The 18,100-nt window shown below is 68.3% G+C and carries 16 protein-coding genes and 2 pseudogenes; 8 read left to right on the top strand and 10 right to left on the bottom strand.

Annotated elements, in window-relative coordinates; genetic code table 11:
• Positions 1 to 224 precede the first annotated feature (224 nt).
• Both ACWY4P_RS01010 and ACWY4P_RS01015 read left to right on the top strand, forming a co-directional pair.
• Complete coding sequence (locus tag ACWY4P_RS01010; protein ID WP_456208172.1) at positions 225 to 857, top strand: VOC family protein; 633 nt, start codon at positions 225 to 227, stop codon at positions 855 to 857.
• On the top strand, positions 854 to 1,513 hold the full coding sequence (locus ACWY4P_RS01015) for a GntR family transcriptional regulator (protein ID WP_456208173.1): 660 nt from the start codon (positions 854 to 856) through the stop codon (positions 1,511 to 1,513). The genes ACWY4P_RS01010 and ACWY4P_RS01015 overlap by 4 nt, the downstream gene beginning before the upstream one ends.
• Before the next feature lie 35 nt (positions 1,514 to 1,548).
• On the opposite strand, the gene ACWY4P_RS01020 is transcribed toward ACWY4P_RS01015, so the two are convergent.
• A complete protein-coding gene (locus ACWY4P_RS01020) occupies positions 1,549 to 2,388 on the bottom strand; it encodes an IS5 family transposase (protein ID WP_456208174.1) in 840 nt (279 codons plus the stop codon).
• Positions 2,389 to 2,635: 247 nt separating this feature from the next.
• Between ACWY4P_RS01020 and ACWY4P_RS01025 the strand changes: the two are divergent.
• Positions 2,636 to 3,078: pseudogene (locus ACWY4P_RS01025) on the top strand (SDR family oxidoreductase); the annotation flags it as partial.
• A gap of 3 nt (positions 3,079 to 3,081) precedes the next feature.
• On the opposite strand, the gene ACWY4P_RS01030 reads toward ACWY4P_RS01025, so the two are convergent.
• The 6 genes and pseudogenes from ACWY4P_RS01030 to ACWY4P_RS01055 all read right to left on the bottom strand — a co-directional run bounded on the left by ACWY4P_RS01030 (position 3,082) and on the right by ACWY4P_RS01055 (position 8,189).
• Positions 3,082 to 4,086 (bottom strand): zinc-binding dehydrogenase, encoded by a 1,005-nt coding sequence (locus ACWY4P_RS01030; RefSeq protein ID WP_456208175.1) that lies wholly within the window; start codon positions 4,084 to 4,086, stop codon positions 3,082 to 3,084.
• A gap of 141 nt (positions 4,087 to 4,227) precedes the next feature.
• The gene (locus ACWY4P_RS01035; protein WP_456208176.1) at positions 4,228 to 5,157 is read right to left on the bottom strand and encodes an NmrA family NAD(P)-binding protein; all 930 of its coding nucleotides are present in this window, start codon (positions 5,155 to 5,157) and stop codon (positions 4,228 to 4,230) included.
• A 104-nt stretch (positions 5,158 to 5,261) separates the two neighbouring features.
• Positions 5,262 to 5,423: pseudogene (locus ACWY4P_RS01040) on the bottom strand (GNAT family N-acetyltransferase); the annotation flags it as partial.
• A 109-nt stretch (positions 5,424 to 5,532) separates the two neighbouring features.
• Complete coding sequence (locus tag ACWY4P_RS01045; protein WP_456208177.1) at positions 5,533 to 6,558, bottom strand: alcohol dehydrogenase catalytic domain-containing protein; 1,026 nt, start codon at positions 6,556 to 6,558, stop codon at positions 5,533 to 5,535.
• 29 nt (positions 6,559 to 6,587) lie between these two features.
• The gene (locus tag ACWY4P_RS01050) at positions 6,588 to 6,788 is read right to left on the bottom strand and encodes a hypothetical protein (protein WP_456208178.1); all 201 of its coding nucleotides are present in this window, start codon (positions 6,786 to 6,788) and stop codon (positions 6,588 to 6,590) included.
• A 429-nt stretch (positions 6,789 to 7,217) separates the two neighbouring features.
• Entirely contained in the window at positions 7,218 to 8,189 is a 972-nt protein-coding gene (locus ACWY4P_RS01055) for a GlxA family transcriptional regulator (protein ID WP_456208179.1), read from the bottom strand.
• A gap of 399 nt (positions 8,190 to 8,588) precedes the next feature.
• Between ACWY4P_RS01055 and ACWY4P_RS01060 the strand changes: the two genes are divergently transcribed.
• Both ACWY4P_RS01060 and ACWY4P_RS01065 read left to right on the top strand, forming a co-directional pair.
• Positions 8,589 to 9,389 carry an alpha/beta fold hydrolase gene (locus ACWY4P_RS01060; protein ID WP_456208180.1) on the top strand — a complete coding sequence of 267 codons (801 nt, stop codon included), beginning with the start codon at positions 8,589 to 8,591 and terminating at the stop codon, positions 9,387 to 9,389.
• Between the two features lie 77 nt (positions 9,390 to 9,466).
• Positions 9,467 to 10,354 (top strand): MBL fold metallo-hydrolase, encoded by an 888-nt coding sequence (locus ACWY4P_RS01065; protein WP_456208181.1) that lies wholly within the window; start codon positions 9,467 to 9,469, stop codon positions 10,352 to 10,354.
• A gap of 23 nt (positions 10,355 to 10,377) precedes the next feature.
• On the opposite strand, the gene ACWY4P_RS01070 is transcribed toward ACWY4P_RS01065, so the two are convergent.
• The 3 genes from ACWY4P_RS01070 to ACWY4P_RS01080 all read right to left on the bottom strand — a co-directional run bounded on the left by ACWY4P_RS01070 (position 10,378) and on the right by ACWY4P_RS01080 (position 13,969).
• On the bottom strand, positions 10,378 to 11,508 hold the full coding sequence (locus tag ACWY4P_RS01070; protein WP_456213363.1) for an IS110 family RNA-guided transposase: 1,131 nt from the start codon (positions 11,506 to 11,508) through the stop codon (positions 10,378 to 10,380).
• A gap of 541 nt (positions 11,509 to 12,049) precedes the next feature.
• On the bottom strand, positions 12,050 to 12,757 hold the full coding sequence (locus ACWY4P_RS01075; RefSeq protein WP_456208182.1) for an arginase family protein: 708 nt from the start codon (positions 12,755 to 12,757) through the stop codon (positions 12,050 to 12,052).
• Between the two features lie 306 nt (positions 12,758 to 13,063).
• The gene (locus ACWY4P_RS01080) at positions 13,064 to 13,969 is read right to left on the bottom strand and encodes a helix-turn-helix transcriptional regulator (RefSeq protein WP_456208183.1); all 906 of its coding nucleotides are present in this window, start codon (positions 13,967 to 13,969) and stop codon (positions 13,064 to 13,066) included.
• 338 nt (positions 13,970 to 14,307) lie between these two features.
• Between ACWY4P_RS01080 and istA the strand changes: the two genes are divergently transcribed.
• The 3 genes from istA to ACWY4P_RS01095 all read left to right on the top strand — a co-directional run bounded on the left by istA (position 14,308) and on the right by ACWY4P_RS01095 (position 17,735).
• Positions 14,308 to 15,846, top strand: coding sequence for an IS21 family transposase (gene istA / locus ACWY4P_RS01085; protein ID WP_456206336.1), 1,539 nt, complete (start codon positions 14,308 to 14,310; stop codon positions 15,844 to 15,846).
• Positions 15,846 to 16,637, top strand: coding sequence for an IS21-like element helper ATPase IstB (istB, locus tag ACWY4P_RS01090; RefSeq protein WP_456206335.1), 792 nt, complete (start codon positions 15,846 to 15,848; stop codon positions 16,635 to 16,637). The genes istA and istB overlap by 1 nt, the downstream gene beginning before the upstream one ends.
• A 183-nt stretch (positions 16,638 to 16,820) precedes the next feature.
• Positions 16,821 to 17,735, top strand: a complete 915-nt coding sequence (locus tag ACWY4P_RS01095) for a quinone oxidoreductase family protein (RefSeq protein WP_456208184.1) — start codon at positions 16,821 to 16,823, stop codon at positions 17,733 to 17,735.
• Positions 17,736 to 18,100 lie beyond the last annotated feature (365 nt).

Below are 18,100 nucleotides of genomic sequence, written 5' to 3' on the forward strand. Positions count from 1 at the left end.
CGGAGTCAGACGCGACAGAGCGTGCCGGAGACTCGCAGCAGATCGATGTGCCGGCGCAGGGCGCGGGCGAAGCCGACGAGGCGGACGGGGGTGCCGTACGTAACAGCCTTCACGACAGCTCCCTCCCGTCAGGCACTCGGACTCGATGCGCTCCGACCGTAGCCGTGTGCTTTCTCGCACGTCAAGGCTTGAACGTATACACGCGTGTACGTAATCTCCCCGAGATGAACGCCCATCCCGGACTCCTCGACCACCTCGTCTTCGCCACGCCCGATCTCGAGGCGACGGTCGCCGACTTCGCCCGACGCACGGGCGTGCAACCGGTCCCCGGCGGCACCCACCTCGGCCGCGGGACCCGCAACTACCTGGTATCGCTGGGCGGTTCCGGTTATCTGGAGATCATCGGCCCGGACCCGGACCAGCCCGAGCCCCCGCAGCCCCGCCCCTTCGGTATCGACCAACTGACGGGTCCCCGGACGGTGACCTGGGCTGTCAGCCCACCCGACCTGGACAAGGCGGTGGCCCATGCCCGCGCGGTCGGTTACGACCCGGGACCGGTATTCCCGATGAGCCGCCGCCGCCCGGACGGCACCCTGCTGACGTGGCGCCTGACCTCCTCCGACACCGCGCATCCCTCCGGCCTCGTCCCGTTCCTCATCGACTGGACCGGATCGGCCCACCCCACCCAGGCCGCCCTCCCGCAGACCCCACTGCTGGACCTGTCCGCCCGCACCCCGGACCCGGACGGGGTCCGCGCCCTCCTCCTGGCCGTCGGCACCACCCTGCCGCTGAGCTCAGGCCCCTTGAGGCTTTCCTTCACCGTTGACACAGCACGTGGGCCGGTGACCTTCGCATGAGCGTCTACGACTCCGCTGCCGCGCAGTACGAGTCCATCCGGGCCATGATCGTCGGCGGTGAACTCCCGCCAGGAGCCGTCCTCCTGGAGACAGCCCTGGCGAAGAAGCTCGGCGTCTCCCGCACCCCCGTACGGGAAGCACTCGCCAGGCTGGCCCAGGAAGAGCTGATCAACCGCGAGATACGCGGCTACGTCGTCAAGACGCGGACCCCGGAGGAGATCCGCGAGATCTACGACGTCCGGATCATCCTCGAGTCCGCCTGCGCCGCGGCGGCTGCGGAACAGGCATCCCGTCACGACCTGGCGTCACTGGCGCGCATCACCGCCGAAGCCGAACACTGCACGGACCAGGAGAAGCACGTCGAGCTCAACACCGCGTGGCACCAGGCTCTGCGCGCCGCGGCACGCAACGGCACGATGTCCCGGCTGCTCGACGGACTCGACGTACTCCAGCAGATCTACAACGCGCAGATGACGCAGGTCGACCACCTGGACAAGGCCCTCCGTGCCGGCCAGGAGGAACACGTCATGATCCTCGACGCCATCCGCCGAGGCGATACGGAAACGGCGCGCACGACGATGATCCGCCATCTGTCCCGCACCCGGGACCTGCGTGTGGATGCCTTCCAGCGGAACCACACAGCCATCCGGTGTTAGTGGGCGTTTGATCTAGGTGGATTGCCCTTTATCTCCTAGTAAGTTCCTCGCCAGGTGGGTGTCGTTTCGTCTGTTATGCGCTTGGTGAGGTTGTCGATCGAGGCGACGTGGATCATGGCCTCGGAGCTGGCGGGCAGGGTCTCGTAGTCTCGGGCGAGGCGCCGGTGCAGCATGATCCAACCAATGCTTCGTTCGACAACCCAGCGCCTTTTGAGAACGTGGAAGCCGCGAACTCCTGGGTTTCTGTTGACGACTTCGACGTCGATTCCGAGGCTGGCGCCGTGCTCGATGACGGCGTTCTTGAAGCCGGTGTCGACCCAGCTCTTGGAGATGGTCGGGTAGGTCTTCTTGGCCTGGTCGAGGAGGCGTATTCCGACGGCGTTCTCGGACAGGCTCGCGGCGGTGACAGTCACGGCGAGGATGAGTCCGATCGTGTCGGTGAGGATGCCCCGTTTCCTGCCGACGATCTTCTTGGCGGCATCGGTTCCCTGGCTGGTCAGGGGCACGTTGGTGGAGGTCTTCACGCTCTGGGTGTCGATCACGGATGCGGTGGGTTCGGGCTTGCGTCCTTCCTTCACGCGGGCCAGGCCGGTCAGGTCGTGGTTGAGCTGGTTGAGGATTCCCTCGTCGCGCCAGGCGGCGTAGTAGGCGTAGACAGTGCCATGGTTGGGGAAGTCGTGCGGGAGGTATTTCCAGGGGATTCCGGTGCGGTTGATGTAGAGGAGTGCGTTGAATACGTCGCGCAGGTCGACCTTGGCCGGCTGCCCGGTGGGCCTGCGGTCGAGCCGGGCTTTTCTCCAGGCCGTCACCGTCGGCTCGATTAAGGCCCATCGGGCGTCGGACAGGTCGCTGGGGTACGGCTTGCGCTCGCTCACGCCGTAGCGTGATCATGGATATGGCGGACGGTGCTGTTCCGCTACTGCTGGGCGTTTCTGCCTGATCTTCAAACCAGACGGACTTCGTGCACAAGAACCGGACAAACGGGCGGCCAAGTCCGCAGCTTGATGGATGCGAGGGTGCGCGCATAGGGCAAACGCCTCAAGCACGACGGCCACGAAAGTTACTTACCGACACGGAACATCTCTAAATGCCCACTTAGAGGGCGTTTTCTCCTGATGTTTCGACCAGTGGCGCGCCACCTTCGAGTCGGTCTCTCTCGGCGCGGTGCGGCTGTCTCGCGCCGTTGCGGCTGAGCTTGGCGAGGAAGCCGTCATCGGCTTCGTCCTCTCCAGCTCCGTGTACGAGCCGATTCCCGGCCTCTCGATCTCCAATGCCTTCCGGCCGGGCCTGGCCGGCTACGCGAAGAATCTGTCGAATGAGTTGGGCCCCGGGGCATCCGCGTCGTCGGCCTCGTGCCCGGCCGCATCGAAACCGACCGGGCACGCGAACTCGACGCGCGGTCCGGCGACACCGAGGCCGCCCGTGCCCGTGCGATGACCGACGTCCCTCTGAGCCGCTGCGGAACCCCCGAGGAATTCGCCCGGAGCGCCGCTTTCCTGCTGTCACCTGCCGCGTCGTACCTCACGGGCGTGATGCTGCCGATCGACGGGGGCGTGCGCAGAGGGCTGTCACAGGCGGACGAGGATGGTGCCGACTTTGCCGGGTCGTACCACGTGTTCCACGGCGTTGGCCAGCTCGCCCAGTCCGTACGTGGCCGCCACGTCGAACTGGTCCTTGAGTCCCAGCGCGATCTGCTTGGCGGTGGCGACGTCGGATGCCCGCCTCGCGGCCGAGGCCTCGGACAGCCACCGGCCGATGTTCTTGCCCCGCAGCGTCAGCGACTTGTTCAGCAGCATCGACGCACGCACCGAGATCGGCTCCTGAGCGATCAGCCCATAACTGACCAGCTTCCCGCCCGGGGTCAACAGGTCCAGAAGGCTCTCCGCCAGCTTCCCGCCGATCGGGTCGAATGCCACACTCACCGGACGGCCGCCGGCTGCCTCGCGGACCTGGTCGGCCCAGCCAGGATGCTCTGTCGACACGACCGGCACGCCCGGGAAGCGGTTGCGCAGCTCGGCGGCACCGCGGTCGCTGCGGACGACGTTGACCAGCGCCAGGTTGTGGAACTGGGCGACGCCCGTCACCAGGCGCCCGACCGACGAGCCTGCGGCGGTCTGTACCAGAAGACCGTCGTATCCGAAGGCCAGGTGCTCCTGCGCCTCACGGCGCAGCATCACCGTGGTGAGCGGGTTCGCCAGCAGCTGCGCGGCGACCTCGTCCGGCAGCTCGTCCGGTACGGCGACGACCACCTCGGCGTCCGCCGCGATCCACTGGGACCACGCCCCCGGCTGGGGAAAGACCGTGACTCGGCCGCCGACCTCGACACCCGGCGCCACGTGCGTTTCCGGGCCGATCGCCGCCACCACGCCGGTGGCCTCCGCGCCGGCCGGAACCGGCTGTGCGGCCTTCCCTGGGTAGGCCTCGATGGCCTGGAGATCACCAGGGTGCACCGAGAAGGCCGTGGTGCGGATGAGTACTTGGCCGCGCTCGGGCACTGCCGGCTCCGGCTCGTCGATGACGGTCAGGACGTCGGCGGGCGACCCGCCACGGGGGTAGACGACACGACGGTTCATGATTCTGCTCCTGCGCGCTGGTGTGTGGGGCTTGGCCGGGGCGTCAGCCGACGTCCTGCAGCAGCACGTGCTTTCCGCCACGAGCGCTTCATCGTTCTCGGCCGCCGGCCGTGGCGACAGCCGGGCCGAAATGTTCACCGCTCATGCGCCGGTGAACCAGTCGGCGTGCGTCCGGACGAAGTCGGCCACACCCGAAGGGGACCGCCCGGTGACCCGCTCCACACCGTCCGCCTCGCGGTCGTACCGGTTCTCCGCATGGAGGCGGGCCATGGTGGAGATGTGCTGGAAGACGTGGTCCGGCAGCCCCAGCGGCCTGAGATCGTGGTCGATCCACTCCTGCAGAGGGACGTCGCGATAGCCGACCGGCCGGCCCAGGACTGCCGAGACCTGTGCCGCCATGGCGGTAATGCCCTCCGAACGGGTGCCGGTCAGCTCGTAGATCCGCCCGATGTGCGGAGCCGGGTCGGCCAGGACCTCCTCCACGACCGCGGCGACGTCGCCGGCCGCCACCGGGGAGGTCTTCGCCTGGCCGAAGGGCAGCCTGATGGTGCCCGTCTTCGCGACCGAGGAGAAGCCGACACGGAAGAGCGGATTCTCCAGGAACACGGTAGGCCTGATCTGGACAACGGGCAGGCCCGACCAGCCGAGGACCTGCTCGACCAGCCAGTGCTGCCGCTGCTGCTCCGACTCGGAGGTATGGGTGAGGTCCATCTCGGAGACGGTCAGCTGCGACATGTTCACGAACACCTCCAGGCGCCCGTACGCACGCGCGACCACCGCTGCCGTCAGGGCCCCCTCCAGGTACTGCGCCGACACACCCATGCCGAAATACATCCGCCCGCAACCATCCAGAGCGCCGGCAACCTCGCCCGCACGCGTCAGATCCGCGACCACGACCTCGGCCCCGGTCGCCCGCAACGCCCGAGCGCGATCGTCCTCGCGACGCACCGCGGCCCGGACAGGCAGGCCACGTCGCCGAAGGCTCTCGACGACAGAACGTCCGACGGCACCGACACTGCCCGCGGCGCCGGTCACCAGGATGGGCAGCGCCCCGACTCCTGGATGGTCCATAGCAGCAGCCTGCGACGCACACGGTCAGGACGCAACCGGAGCCGTCCCCCCGATGACACGGGAGCCCACCCAGGTCGAGGAGATGCTTGGTGCGGTACGGGAGATCAAGGCTCGGTCCGGGTGAGTTCGTACTCGACTTCGCCATGCTCAGAGCCCTCGATCGCATCCGGCCAGTCCCCGGTGAAGTTCCGCACGAAGGACAGACCCGACTTCTCCATGACACGGCGAGAGCGGGTGTTGACGGCCATGGTGTTCGCGGTAACCCGTATGTCAGAGTCACCCACCTCGGCCGGGTGGCCTCGGAAACCGAGTGACTTGGCCTGATCGGCAAGGTAATCGGCAAGGTAAGGGGAGAGCCGTACCGGCTGACGGGTGTCAGCCGACCGTGAGCACCATCCTGAAGCGCGCCTTGCCGGCCAGCATCTTCTGGTAGGCCTCGTCCGCACGGTCCAGCGGCACGGTCTCGGTCATGGGGCGGATGCCGCGCAGGGCACTGAACGTCATAGCGTCCTCCACGTCCTGCGAGGTACCGGCCGGGTGGCCCCGGACAACGTGGGCGCCCGTGAGCAGCTGGGACGGGCTGATGCCGAGCGGTGCGGTGTCCGCTCCGATGACCACCAGCTCTCCGCGGGGGGCCATGCCGCCCACGGTGGATGTGATGGCCTCGGAGTTCCCGGCGGTGGCCAGGACAACCCGGGCGCCGCCGAGGGACTGCAGGGCCTCGGCGACCGGAGTGCCAGAGGTGCTGTCGATGTAGTGGTGGGCGCCGAGCTGCTCGGCGAAGTCGGCCTTCTCAGGGCCGCGGGCGATCGCCACGGTCTCGAAACCCATCGCGACCGCGAACTGCACTCCGAGGTGCCCCAGACCGCCGAGGCCGAGCACCGCGACCAGATCTCCGGCCCGGGCGGAGCTGCGCCGCATGCCGTTGAAGACGGTCACACCCGCGCATGCCATCGGTCCCGCGTCGCTCGCCGCCAGTCCGTCCGGGATGCGGGCCAGGGCGTCGACGGGCACGATCACCTTCTCGGCGAATCCTCCATCGTACGCCCATCCCGGGACCTTCAGGTTCGGGCAGACGATGAAGTCGCCCTCCCGGCAGGGCCTGCAGTGTCCGCAGCTGCCCCCGAACCAGCCGACCGCGACCCAGTCACCGATCTGCCAGCCACGGTCCTGCGCGCCTTCGCCCAGCTCCTCGATGCGCCCGGCGATCTCATGTCCGGGTACCTCGGGGAACGATACGTCTGGTAGTCCGCCGCTCACGAAGAGGGCGTCGGTGTGGCAGACGCCGCATGCCTCCACAGCGATCCTGACTTGGCCGAAACCCGGCTGCGGCACCGCTCGCTCGGTGAGTCCGAACGTGCCGTTCGGGGCGGTCACCTGCGCGACTCGATAGGTGCTCATTCTCAGCGCTCCTCGGGGAAGTTGTCGCCTTACATTGGCCGGCCGCTCAGGGACTGCACCATGTCCCCTTCCGCCATGATCAGGTCGCATTCGTGCTTCAGCTCCGCCGGGAGGCTCTTGACCAGGTCGAAAAGCCCCTCCCGGCCGGGCGCGACGCCGGCGCTGTACTGGATGTAGTCGGGGGACCAGAGCCGCTCGGCCTTGCCGAGCAGCTTCCTTCCGGCCTGCACGATCTCGATCGTTGGTGTAGGCGTGCCCGCCGATGCCCCAGTCGCCTGCAGCGGCCTCACAGTGCCACCCAGGTGCGCTCCGAGGGGAAGTGTCTCCGGCTGCTGGGGCGATGAGGGCGGAGATGTCTTGCACCAGTCCGAGCTGCTGCTCGCGGTTGAGGGCGTCCGCGTTGGTGGTCATATGGATACTCTCAGCGAGCTTCTTCTTGGCCAGGGCGTGCTTGTCGCTGGAGGTCCCCTTCGGGGCGTACACGTCGAGCATCGGCATGGCAGCGGTCCCGCATCTGTGAGGGTTGCCCCAGCTGCCGATCCTCGTCGCAGTCGCGTCGATCAACGACGGTGTTCAGTGACAGGAATCGTAATTTTCGAGACATCCGAGCCGCCGCGATCGACCTGGCCGGCTCACCTCGGTGCGCAGGCTCTTGGTTTTCACTTCCGGCGGGGATGGGACGCTGCTGTGGTTGTCTGCTGGAAGACCCGCCGGTAGGCGGATGGTGTGGTGCCGAGGGCGTCGCGGAACCTGGCACGGAGGTTGGTGCTGGTGCCGAGGCCGCTTTGGGCTGCGATCTGTTCGATGCCGAGGTCGGTGACTTCCAGGAGTTCGCGGGCATGGTTGATGCGGGCGGTGAGCAGCCACTGGTGCGGGGTGATACCGGTTTCCTGACGCCATATGCGGACCAGTGTGCGGGCGGAGACGCGTGCGTGTCGGGCAAGAACCTCCAGCGTGAGGCGATCGTCGAGGTGGCTCAAGGCCCAGTCGCGGGTGTCGGCGAGGGTGTGTGCGGTGGGCTCGGGCAAGGAGTGGGCGATGTACTGGGCCTGGCCGCCGCCGCGGTGCGGCGCGGCGACCAGTTCGCGGGCGATGTCGTTGGCGATAACAGCACCGAGGTCCTTGCGGACGATGTAGAGGCACAGGTCGACGCCGGCGGTCACGCCCGCTGAGGTCAGCAGGGGGTCATCGTCGATGTAGAGGACGTTGCGGTCGACCCGGGTCTGGGGATAGAGCTTTTCGAGGTCGTCGGCGCTGGCCCAGTGCGTGGTTACCGTACGGCCGTTGAGCAGCCCGGCTGCGGCGAGTGCGAAGGCGCCGGTGCAGATGGAGGCGATGCGGGCGCCCCGGCGGAAGGCAAGTTTCAGAGCCGCTGTGACCTCGGGTGCCGGTGGCAGCTGATAGTCCCAGTAGCCAGGCACGATGATCGTGTCCGCCTGGGCCAGGGCCGGCAGCCCTGCAGTGCCTCCGACCGTGAATCCCGTGCTGGTCGTGATGGCGCCACGGGCTCCGCTGCACACCGTGAGTTCGTACGGAGTGTTGGGCCGCGCGTTGAAGATCTGCGTAGGGATGCCGAGGTCGATGGGGAGTACGAGGGGCAGCACCAGGACCGCGACGCAATGAGGAGCCATGGCTCCAATGCTATGGCCGTAACTTTCTGGACAGGCCGCGCCGGGCGGGGACACCGCAGGAACAGGCCTGGCGGCCTGTGGCGGGTGAATGTGTCGCGGCTGTGCAGTGCCTTAGCCACCTGAGCAGCCGTATCAGCACATCAGCCGGGGAAACCGTCAGCGTGATCGCAGCCACCGGGGTGACACCGAGGAGCGGCAACGCTGTGGTGGTCAGCGAATGACCGCCCGCATGGGCGTGTCCCGAAAATTTCGCATCGTGGCATAGGAGCTTGTGGCTGATCGAGAAAGCCTGGCCGACGATCGAGTCATGAGCAGCGCAGTCCCACCGCCGGGGCTCGCGCCGGCAGCGGCCGCGGCAGAGCGGCTCCGCACCGGCCCAGGTAAGGACTTCTGACTGTCGTGACCACACACACCCCGATCGGCCGGTACTTCAATGTGAAGGACGGGCGGGTCTACGGCCACGTCCGCGAGGGCGACGGCCCGGCCCTGGTCTTCCTCCACTACTGGGGTGGCTCCCACCGCACGTGGCAGCCGGTCATCGAGCACCTCGACCCCGAACAGACGTTCGTCTCCTACGACCACCGCGGCTGGGGTGAGTCCACCGAGGTGCCTGGCCCTTACGGCATCGAGCAGCTCACCGACGATGCCGAGCGCGTCATCGACGAACTCGGCTATGGCGAGTACGTCGTGGTGGGCCACTCGATGGGCGGGAAGGTGGCGCAGGCGCTCGCCTCCCGCCGCCCCGCCGGGCTGAAGGGCGTGGTGCTCGTCGCACCCGCCCCGCCGGCTCCGGTCGGGGTGACGCCCGAGTCCCAGGAGGCGCTGGCGCACGCTTACGACAACGACGAGACCATCGGCCAAAGCATCGATCTGGTACTGACCCGTGGCGAGCTGTCCGCCGAGGCGCGTCGGCAGGTTCACGAGGACAGCTCCCGGGCAGGCGTGGCGGCTCGCATGGCGTGGCCGCGACAGGCGCTGGTCGAGGACATCACGGACAGGGTCGGTGCGATCAACGTTCCCGTACTGGTGCTGGGCGGCAGCGACGACAAGGTGGACCCGCCGCAGGTCCTGCGCGAACACCTGCTCCCCCTGATCCCCACCGCCACCCTCACCGAGCTCGGCGGTACCGGCCACCTGTCGCCGTTGGAGGTGCCCGCCCAGGTCGCCTCCCACATCAGTGCGTTTGTCGCCGGCCTCTAGTACCTCGTGGTCCTCGACCGGCGGGGTGCGAGCGTAACCAGCCGAAAAGGAGATCACCAATGACTACATTCGCGCCTGTGCCCGATTTCGCTCAAGGTCCGGAAATCCCCGAGTCCGGTTACGTCGTCACTGACCTGGGCGGTGGTGCCTACGGCATCACCCAAGGGATGGTCAACAATATGTTCCTGGTGACCAAGAATGGAGTTGTCCTCGTGGACGCTCCTCCGGTCCTGGGTGACAAGCTGCGGGCGGCCATCGAGGAGGTCACCTCGAAGCCGCTCACTCACCTCATCTACAGCCACGCGCACTCCGACCACATCGGGGCCGCTCACCTGCTGAACTGGGACGGCCTGAAGATCATCTCTCATGAGCTCACCGGTGAGTTCATCAAGGAGGCGCGCGACGGCAGGCGGCCTCTGCCCACCGAGACCTTCAGCGGGAGACGGAAAGAGCTGGACATCGACGGGGTGAGGTTCGTCCTCGACTACACGGGGGACTGGCACCAGGCGGGCAATCTGTTCATTCACCTCCCGGAACAGAAGACCATGGCGGCGATGGACAGCTTCACAGTCAGGAACGCGCCGTTCTTCCGCCTTGTCTTCTCCGCGCATGTGCCCGCGTACTTCGAGGCCATGGATCAGCTGCTCGAGTACGACTTCGAAACCATCGTGACTGGTCACATGTCCCTGTACGGCACTCCCGAGGACGTGCAGACGAACCGCGAGTACATTCGCGACCTGCGGACCTCCGCTGCCGAGGCGCTGCGGACGGTCGACCTGAAGGAGGCAGCGGTCGCTGCCAAGGTGCCGGCGAACAATCGGCAGGCGGAGCTCAAGGTCTGGATGGACGCGGTCGTCACCCGCGCAGCAGAGCTGATGCCGTCCTGGGAGAAGCGCCTGGGAGGGACCGACATCTTCCTCGCCGACAACCTCAACGCCGTCGCATGGAGCCTCTTCATCGACTGAGACGACGTCGTACCTGCGTGATGTCAAGCCTCAGCCGTGGCGGGAGGTGAACTTTGGTAGCACGCTCCGTCACGAATCATGGCCCACAGGACGTCGAGTCTGCGGCGGGCGAGAGCGAGCAAGGCCTGCTTGTGGCCCTTCCCCTCGCTGCGCTTGCGTCGGTAGTACGCCTTGGAGGCAGGGCAGACCGTGATGCTGACCATCGCCGAGAGGTACATGCTCCGCAGCAGACCACGGTGGTAGCGCCTGGGCCTGCGCAGGTTACCGCTGACGCGGCCGGAGTCGCGGGGCCTGGGGGCCAGGCCGGCAGAGCCGGCCAGCCGGTCGGCGCTGCCGAAGGCGTCCATGTCTCCGCCGGTCGCAGCGATGAACTCGGCACCGAGCCTGACTCCCATGCCGGGCAGGCTGCGGATCACCTCGGCGTGCGGATGCTCGCGAAACCGGGCCTCGATCAGGGCGTCGAGCTCGGCGATCTCCTCATCGAGGGCCATCACTCCCTTCGCGAGGCGGACCACCATGGCGGCGGCCAGCTTCTCGCCGGGCAGAACGGTCTGCTGGGCCCGCGCGGCCTCCACCGCTTTCTGCGCGAGCACAGCGGCACCGCGGACCTTGCGGTTCCTCAGCCAGGTTTCGATCCGCTTCGCGCCCGCGCGGCGGATCGCGGCCGGAGCCTGATAGCCGGCCAACAGCAGCACCGACCCCTCGTTGACCAGGTCCAGCGACCGCTCCAACGCTGGGTAGCTCTTGAGCAGTTGAGCTCGCGGACGGTTGATTTGCCGGGTCCGGTCGAAGACCACGTCCAACCGTCGGGTGGTCAGGGTGCGCAGGTCGACGGCGATCTCGTCACCGGGCCGCAGCAGGCCCAGATCCCGGCGGACACGGGCCTGGTCGGCGATGACGAAGGCGTGCTTCGCATCCGTTTTGCCCTCACGTTTATAGGTGGCCGAGGCGCGGTGGACCGCCAGGCCGGTGAGGTAGGCCATCGGCTGGTCATGGCCGAGCAGCAGCCCGATGAGCAGGGCGGCACCGCCGTGGTCGAGGTCGACAGCCCACAGCACGTCGGTGGATATCGCCAGGACGTCACCGATGGGCTGAAGCAGCTCGGTCTCGTCGTTCAGCACACGGCGGGACAGCAGCCGCGGCCCCTCCGCCAGCTCGCCTTCACATCGGTCCCGCGGACGACCTCGCCGACGTTGTCCTACAGCAGCGATGCAGTCGCGTCTCCCAATTGGCGGTCGAGTCGTCGCGGGGCTCCGGGCGGCCAGTCCTTTGAGCCGTCGAACCCGCCGCCCACATGACAGCCATACCCAGAAACCCCGGGCCCTCCGATCCTACGAATGACCAGATCAGACCCACGACTTAGAAGGCAGGACGCCCCATGATGCCACCGACTAGGGCTGAGCAGCTGGCACAGAGCATCGATCTGGTCGTGGGCGCCGTCAACGGTGCGCCGGTGGACCAGTACCAGAACCCGACCCCATGTTCGGAGTTCACGGTGAAAGACCTTGTCAATCACATCGCCATGATGCTCTCGCTGACAAAGGACGTGGGAGCCCGGACGGCATGGGACCCCAGCCTGCTGACCGCCAACCCCGTCCCTTTTCTTGCCGGACGACCGGAGTCCGACTGGGCTCTGCTTCTGGCCGGCAAAGCGGAACTGAGGGGCATTTCGCGGGGCCGCATGTGCGGTGGCCGTCAGGCCGCCGGGTTCCCGTCGAGCAGGGGGAAGCTGGTCAGGAGTTGCTGGAGCTGGATGACCTGCCGGGGGACGAACTCCGCGATCGTGAGGCCGATGACGTCCGTGGCCTGGTCGAGGTCGGCGGCGATGCGGCGCACCTCGCGACTGGTCAGGCCGCCCGGCACCAGGCCGAGGCCCAGGCCCGTCTCGTTGCTGTCAACCGTGTCGACGTCGAAGTGGACGGCGACGCGCGAGCAACCGGTGGAATCGATCCAGTCGAGGAGTGGCTGGCTGGAGGCGCGCAGGTCGTCGGGGGCGAACGACTGGATGCCCCAGGTGGTGACGTTGGGGATGTCGTCCTCGGTCCACTCGTGAAGCCCGACCAGGGCGACCCGCTCCGGCGCAACGGTGGCCGGCAGCAGTTTCTGTACGTCGGGGTCGCCGTGGCCGGTGAGGGCGGTGGCGGCCATCGCGTGGTAGCCCTTGTAGGCGCTGTCGGGGGTGGCGACGTCAGGGTGGGAGTCGATCCAGATCACCGCGAGGTCGTCGCCGTAGCGGCGGGCCAGCTCGGCGAACGGGGCCACGCTCACCGAGCACTCGCCGCCGAGCGTCGTGATCCGGGCCGGGTTGTGACCACGGATGACGTCCAGGGCGCTCGCGAGCTGCCGCAGCACGACCTCCTTGGCCTCGACACCGTCGCGGGTCGCCAGGCCGTCGTCGTCCATCGTGACCGGGACTGTCGCGGTAGGCCCGTCGTGCGGCGGCAGGACCGCTTGGAGGACCGTGGTACCCACGGCGTAGCCCGCGGCGGGCGATGTCGAACGGCAGCTCGGGGACGAGCTGCCCGACCATGGCCGCTCCGGCGCCCTGCCACTGGGGCCAGAGAAGCCGCAGGTGCGCGCCCGCGCGGTCGGAGCCGCCGACCGCCGGCGGGGTGGAGTGAGGCATCGGGGGTTCCCTTCGATGAGTGATCTGGTCCGTGCGGCATCCGCACGGCGGTGTTCGCTGGGCGCTCCCGCATCCGGCGGGGGTCAGGCTCGGTGCGCCGCGCCGGGACCCGGACGGTCGGGGACATCGGTATCAGTGGAGCCGTCAGGGGCGCTCCAACTTGCGAGCAGGCCGAGGGACTGCGCGGAGGTGGAGCCGGGTTCCGCGGTGTACAGGCAGATGGTGTGGTCCGGGTCGGCGGGGAAGGCCAGCGTCTCGTGGTGCAGGGTGAGTTCACCGACTACTGGGTGCTGGAAACGCTGGGCACCGTAAGCGCACTGGTCGAGGCGGTGGCTCGACCACCAGGCGTTGAACTCCGGCACCTTGACGCATGCCTCGCCTATGAGTTCGTTCAGCCGGGTGTCGTCGGGATGGCGCCCGGATGCCAGGCGCAGATTGGCCACGACGATCTCCGCGACCGCATCCCAGTCCGCGTACAGCTCCCGGGCGGCGGGATCGAGCAGGACGAAGCGGGCGAAGTTGCGCTCGCGGTGCGCCAGCGCCTCGAAGTCCGTAATCAGGGCGCGGGCGAGATGGTTGGAGGCCAGGACGTCTTGGCGGTGGTTGACGATGAAGGCCGGTGAGACGCCGCCGAGGATGTCCAGCATCTGGTGGGCCTCCGGCCGCACCCGGTGGGACGGAGAGGTCCGGCTACGGGGTGAGCGCGCGGTGCGAGGGCGGGCGACGTGGAAGAGGTGGTCGCATTCCACGGCGTCCAGGCGCAGGGCGCGGGCCACGGCGTCCAGGACACCCTCGGACACGTTGGGATGGCGGCCCTGTTCCAGGCGGGTGTAGTAGTCGGTGCTCACTCCGGCCAGCCGCGCGACCTCCTCGCGGCGCAGACCCGGCACCCTGCGGGCCCCGCCGCTCGGGGCCACACCCGCTGCCTCGGGGCTCAGGCGGGCCCGGCGCGAGCGGAGGAACTCTCCCAGTTCGGCGTTCTGGTCCATATGCCCATTGTGTGACGGTGGTGCGGTGGGCGGCCCGGCAAAGGTGGCCCAGCTGGACCTAGGTTCGGCTGGGCCCGCGCGGGCGCCTTGCGCGGGACCGAGGAGCGCGAGGCTGGATGCAGGCCGGGGCACGCATCGCCCGGCCACAGATCCGCTGCCCCCCTGCGGAGTCCCGACCCGGCAGCGCACGAGCCACAGAGAAGTCCGCTGACGGCGGCCTCCGTAAGCTCCCCGGTGGCGGCCATATACGGCGCATTTTGTGGCCACGGGTTTCCCCGAGTACGGCCAGTTTTCTCCCCGCTCGCCCCGAGTAGTCCCGCTCGGCGACGCTGGAGCGGGTGAAGAACAGCAGGGAGATCATGGAGATCCTTGAGGCATACGACCTCACAGGCAGTTACCGTGCCGCGGCCGAGCTGGCCGGGTGCGACCACCACACGGTGGCCCGGTACGTGAAGATGCGGGCGGCCGGCCAGCAGCCCGACAAGCGCCGGCACCGGGCCCGGCAGATCGACGACTATCTGCCGAAGATCGAGGAACTGGTGGTCCGCTCGCAGGGCAAGATCCGCGCGGACGTGGTCCACAAGAGGATCGCTGCGATGGGCTTCACCGGCGGGGAACGCACCACCCGCCGCACCGTTGCCGAGGCAAAAGCCCAGTTCAGGGCAGGTCGGCGTCGTGTCTATCGGCCGTGGGTGACCGAGCCCGGGCTCTGGCTTCAGTACGACTTCGGCGACGGCCCGGTGATCAAAGGCCGCAAGACCACGCTGTTCTGCGCATGGCTGGCCTGGTCGCGTTTCCGCGTCGTCATTCCGATCTGGGACAAGACGCTGCCAACGATCACCGCATGTCTGGACACCACGTTCCGCCGGATCGGCGGCATCCCGGCCTACGTCCTCACCGACAACGAGAAGACGGTCACCACCGACCACGTCGCCGGGATCGCGGTCCGCAATCCGGAGGTCGTCGAGGTCGCCCGGCACTACGGCACGACGATCCGTACATGTCTGCCGGCGGACCCGGAGACGAAGGGCGGCAGCGAGTCCACGGTGAAGCTCGCGAAGGCCGATCTGGTGCCCAGGGACGTCAATCTGCGCGAGCAGTACAAGACCTTCGGTGAGCTGGAGGCCGCCTGCCGGCAGTTCTGCGAAGAGGTCAACTCCCGCCCCCACAAGGCGACTCGGCGCAAGCCCGTCGAGCGGCTCGCGGAAGAACGGCAGCGGCTGCACCCGCTGCCGCGGCGGCCGTTCACCGCGGCCTTCGGCACCACCCGGCGGGTCTCCTGGGAATCGACGATCTCGGTCGACGCGGTCCGCTACTCGGTCCCGCACCAGCTGATCGACACCCGGGTCTGGGCCCGTTTCCACGGCGACGAGCTGATCGTCACCGCCGTCGACGAGACCGGCTCCGCGGTCGAGGTCGCCCGCCACCCGCGCGGCGAGCCCGGCAGCCCGGTCCTGGAGGATGCCCACTATCCGCCGCGCGAGGACAAGGAAGCCGACCGCACTCCGAGGGCGACCTCCGCCGAGGAGGCCGCGTTTCTCCAGCTCGGACCCGGTGCCGCGAGCTGGCTGATCGAGGCCGGGGCGGCCGGGGTTCGCAGGATCAAGGCGAAGATGGCCGAGGCCGTCGCCCTCTCAAAGCTCTACTCCATAGCGGAAGTTGACCGCGCACTCGGCACCGCCGCGGTCACCGCCCGCTTCGCGGACAAGGATCTCATGTCGATCCTCGACTATCAGGCCGTCCACGGCCTGGCCGAGCCGGTCCGCCGCAGCGAGGCCCACTCGCTGCAGCCTGGCACCTCCGCCTGGTCCGCCCTCGGCGCCGCCGCCCCGAGCACTGCTGATCTTTCCGAGTACGACGAAAGCGACCACTCCTGATGGCCACCCCTCTGCGCACCGTTCCCGGCACCAACGGAGACCCGCTCGCCGAGGCCATCGAGCTGACCAAGCGGCTCAAACTCCCGCACATCCGCCGGTCGTTGACCGACATCATTCCCACCGCCAAGGCCCAACGCTGGGATCCCGCCGAGGTCGTCCGCGTCCTGCTGGCCGAGGAGGCGGCCGGACGCGACCGGGCCAACCTGCACACCCGCCGCAAGCGGGCCGGGTTCCCCACCGGGAAGACCTTCGGGGACTGGCATGAGTCCAAGTCGTCCATACCCAGGGCCACCCAGGACGCCCTGAAGAGTCTGGAATGGGTCGGCCGCCGGGAGAACTTCTGTATTTGCGGACCGTCGGGAACGGGAAAGTCGCACTTCACCGAGGCGCTCGGGCAAACCGCGGTCGAGGCCGGCCTGACTGTCGCCTGGTTCACCATCGAGGACCTGGGCGCCCTGGTCCGCCGCCACCGCGCGGACGACTCGATCGCCCGGGCGCTGGCGAAGATCGTCCGCTCGGACCTGATCATCGTCGACGACATCGGGCTGCTGCCCGTCTCCGAGGACGCCGCCGAGGGCTTCTACCGCCTGGTGGATGCCGCATATGAACGGCGCTCGATCGCGGTTTCGAGCAACCTCCACCCGTCTGGATTCGACGAGATCATGCCCAAGACCCTGGCCACCGCGACCGTCGACCGGCTCCTCCATCATGCCCACGTCACGGTCACTCAGGGTGATTCATTCAGATTCACCGAGGCCACCACCGGAAAGGGAGTGAAGCCCTTCAGCTGATCCACACCGACCCAGGGTGGGGAGAATATCTGGCCGCGAGCGGGGCGATCATGCCTTCCACCAGCGGGGATGTCTCGAGGCCGCCAGCGGGGACGATCAAGAGGCCGTTGACAGTCCGCGATGAAGGCGATTGTGACGCGACGCTTCGGAACCCCGCCGCACATGGCCGTGGAAGAGCGGTCGATGCCCGTACGCAAGCCCGGGCAGGCGCTGGTCAGGGTGCGGGCGGCAACGATCAGCCCGTACAGCGACACGGTACGCACCGGCGCCTTCGGCCCGCAGTACGCAACCGCCCCGCTGGTGCTCAGCGCCGAGGGTGCGGGCGTTGTCGAGGAGGGCGAGCGGTTCGCGCCCGGCACCAGGGTGGCCGTCTACGGCGGTGGTGAGCTGGGTACGACCACCGACGGTCTCTTCCAGGAGTGGGTGGCCGTCGACGAGGACCGCCTCCTGGCGCTCCCCGACACCTTCGACTGGGCCGAAGGCGCGGCACTGACCGTCAACTACCTCACCGCCTACCTCGCCCTCACCGACGCCGCGCAGGTCAAGCCAGGTCAGACCGTGCTGGTCTCCGGCGCCACCGGCTCCGTCGGCCACGCCTCGATCCAGACGGCCGCCGCCCTGGGGGCCCGCCCGATCGCGATCGTCTCCACCCCCCAGAAGGCCCGCCGCGCCGAGCAGGCCGGCGCCTGGGCGGTGATCGACCGGTCCGCCCGCGATCTCGGCGAGGCGGTCGCGGAGCTGACCGACGGCCAAGGCGCCGACCTGGCTCTCGACCCCGTCGGCGGCTCCCTCCTGGGCGAGCTCCTGCACGCACTGCGCCGACACGGCACCCTGGTCTCGCTCGGCTTTGTCGGCGGCATGCGGGCCGACCTGGAGGTGATGGAGCTGATGGGTGCAGAGAAGCACGTCACCGGCCTCTCCATCTTCTCGCGCTCCACCAAGGACATCGCCCCAGCCCTGCGCGGCATAGGCGAGCTGGCCGCCGCGGGCAAGCTCCGGCCGGTTATCGACAGCCGGATCCCGCTGGCCGACTTCGAGGACGGCTACACCCGCCTCGCCTCACGCCAGGCGGTCGGCTCCCTCGTCCTCGAGCTGTGACACACGCCGGCCCGCGCTCCGGACCCAGCCGGCGACCATCCTCGACGAGATCAGGGCGCTGATCGAAGCTTCTGTTCTGACATCGGCGGGACACCGCAGGTTTAGATCAAGGGGTGATGTGTAGGGTCCGGGACCATCTCACCGTCGCATCCTTTAGGCCCTTGAGGGGGCTGATGGCGTACGCGCAGCGCATCGCGTGAGCGACACCGAAGGCGCCCTTGACGGGACGACGTGGCCCGGACACTGATCGAACGGGCGGCCCCGGCCCATCGAGGGCATGCCGCTTGCCGAGCTTCCCCACTCCCTTGGGAACGGATCGAGTGAGGCGAGGAGTAGCCCTGGTCGTTCCCAGGAATCCGCATCAA

This window comes from Streptomyces sp. LZ34 (genome assembly GCF_053890475.1).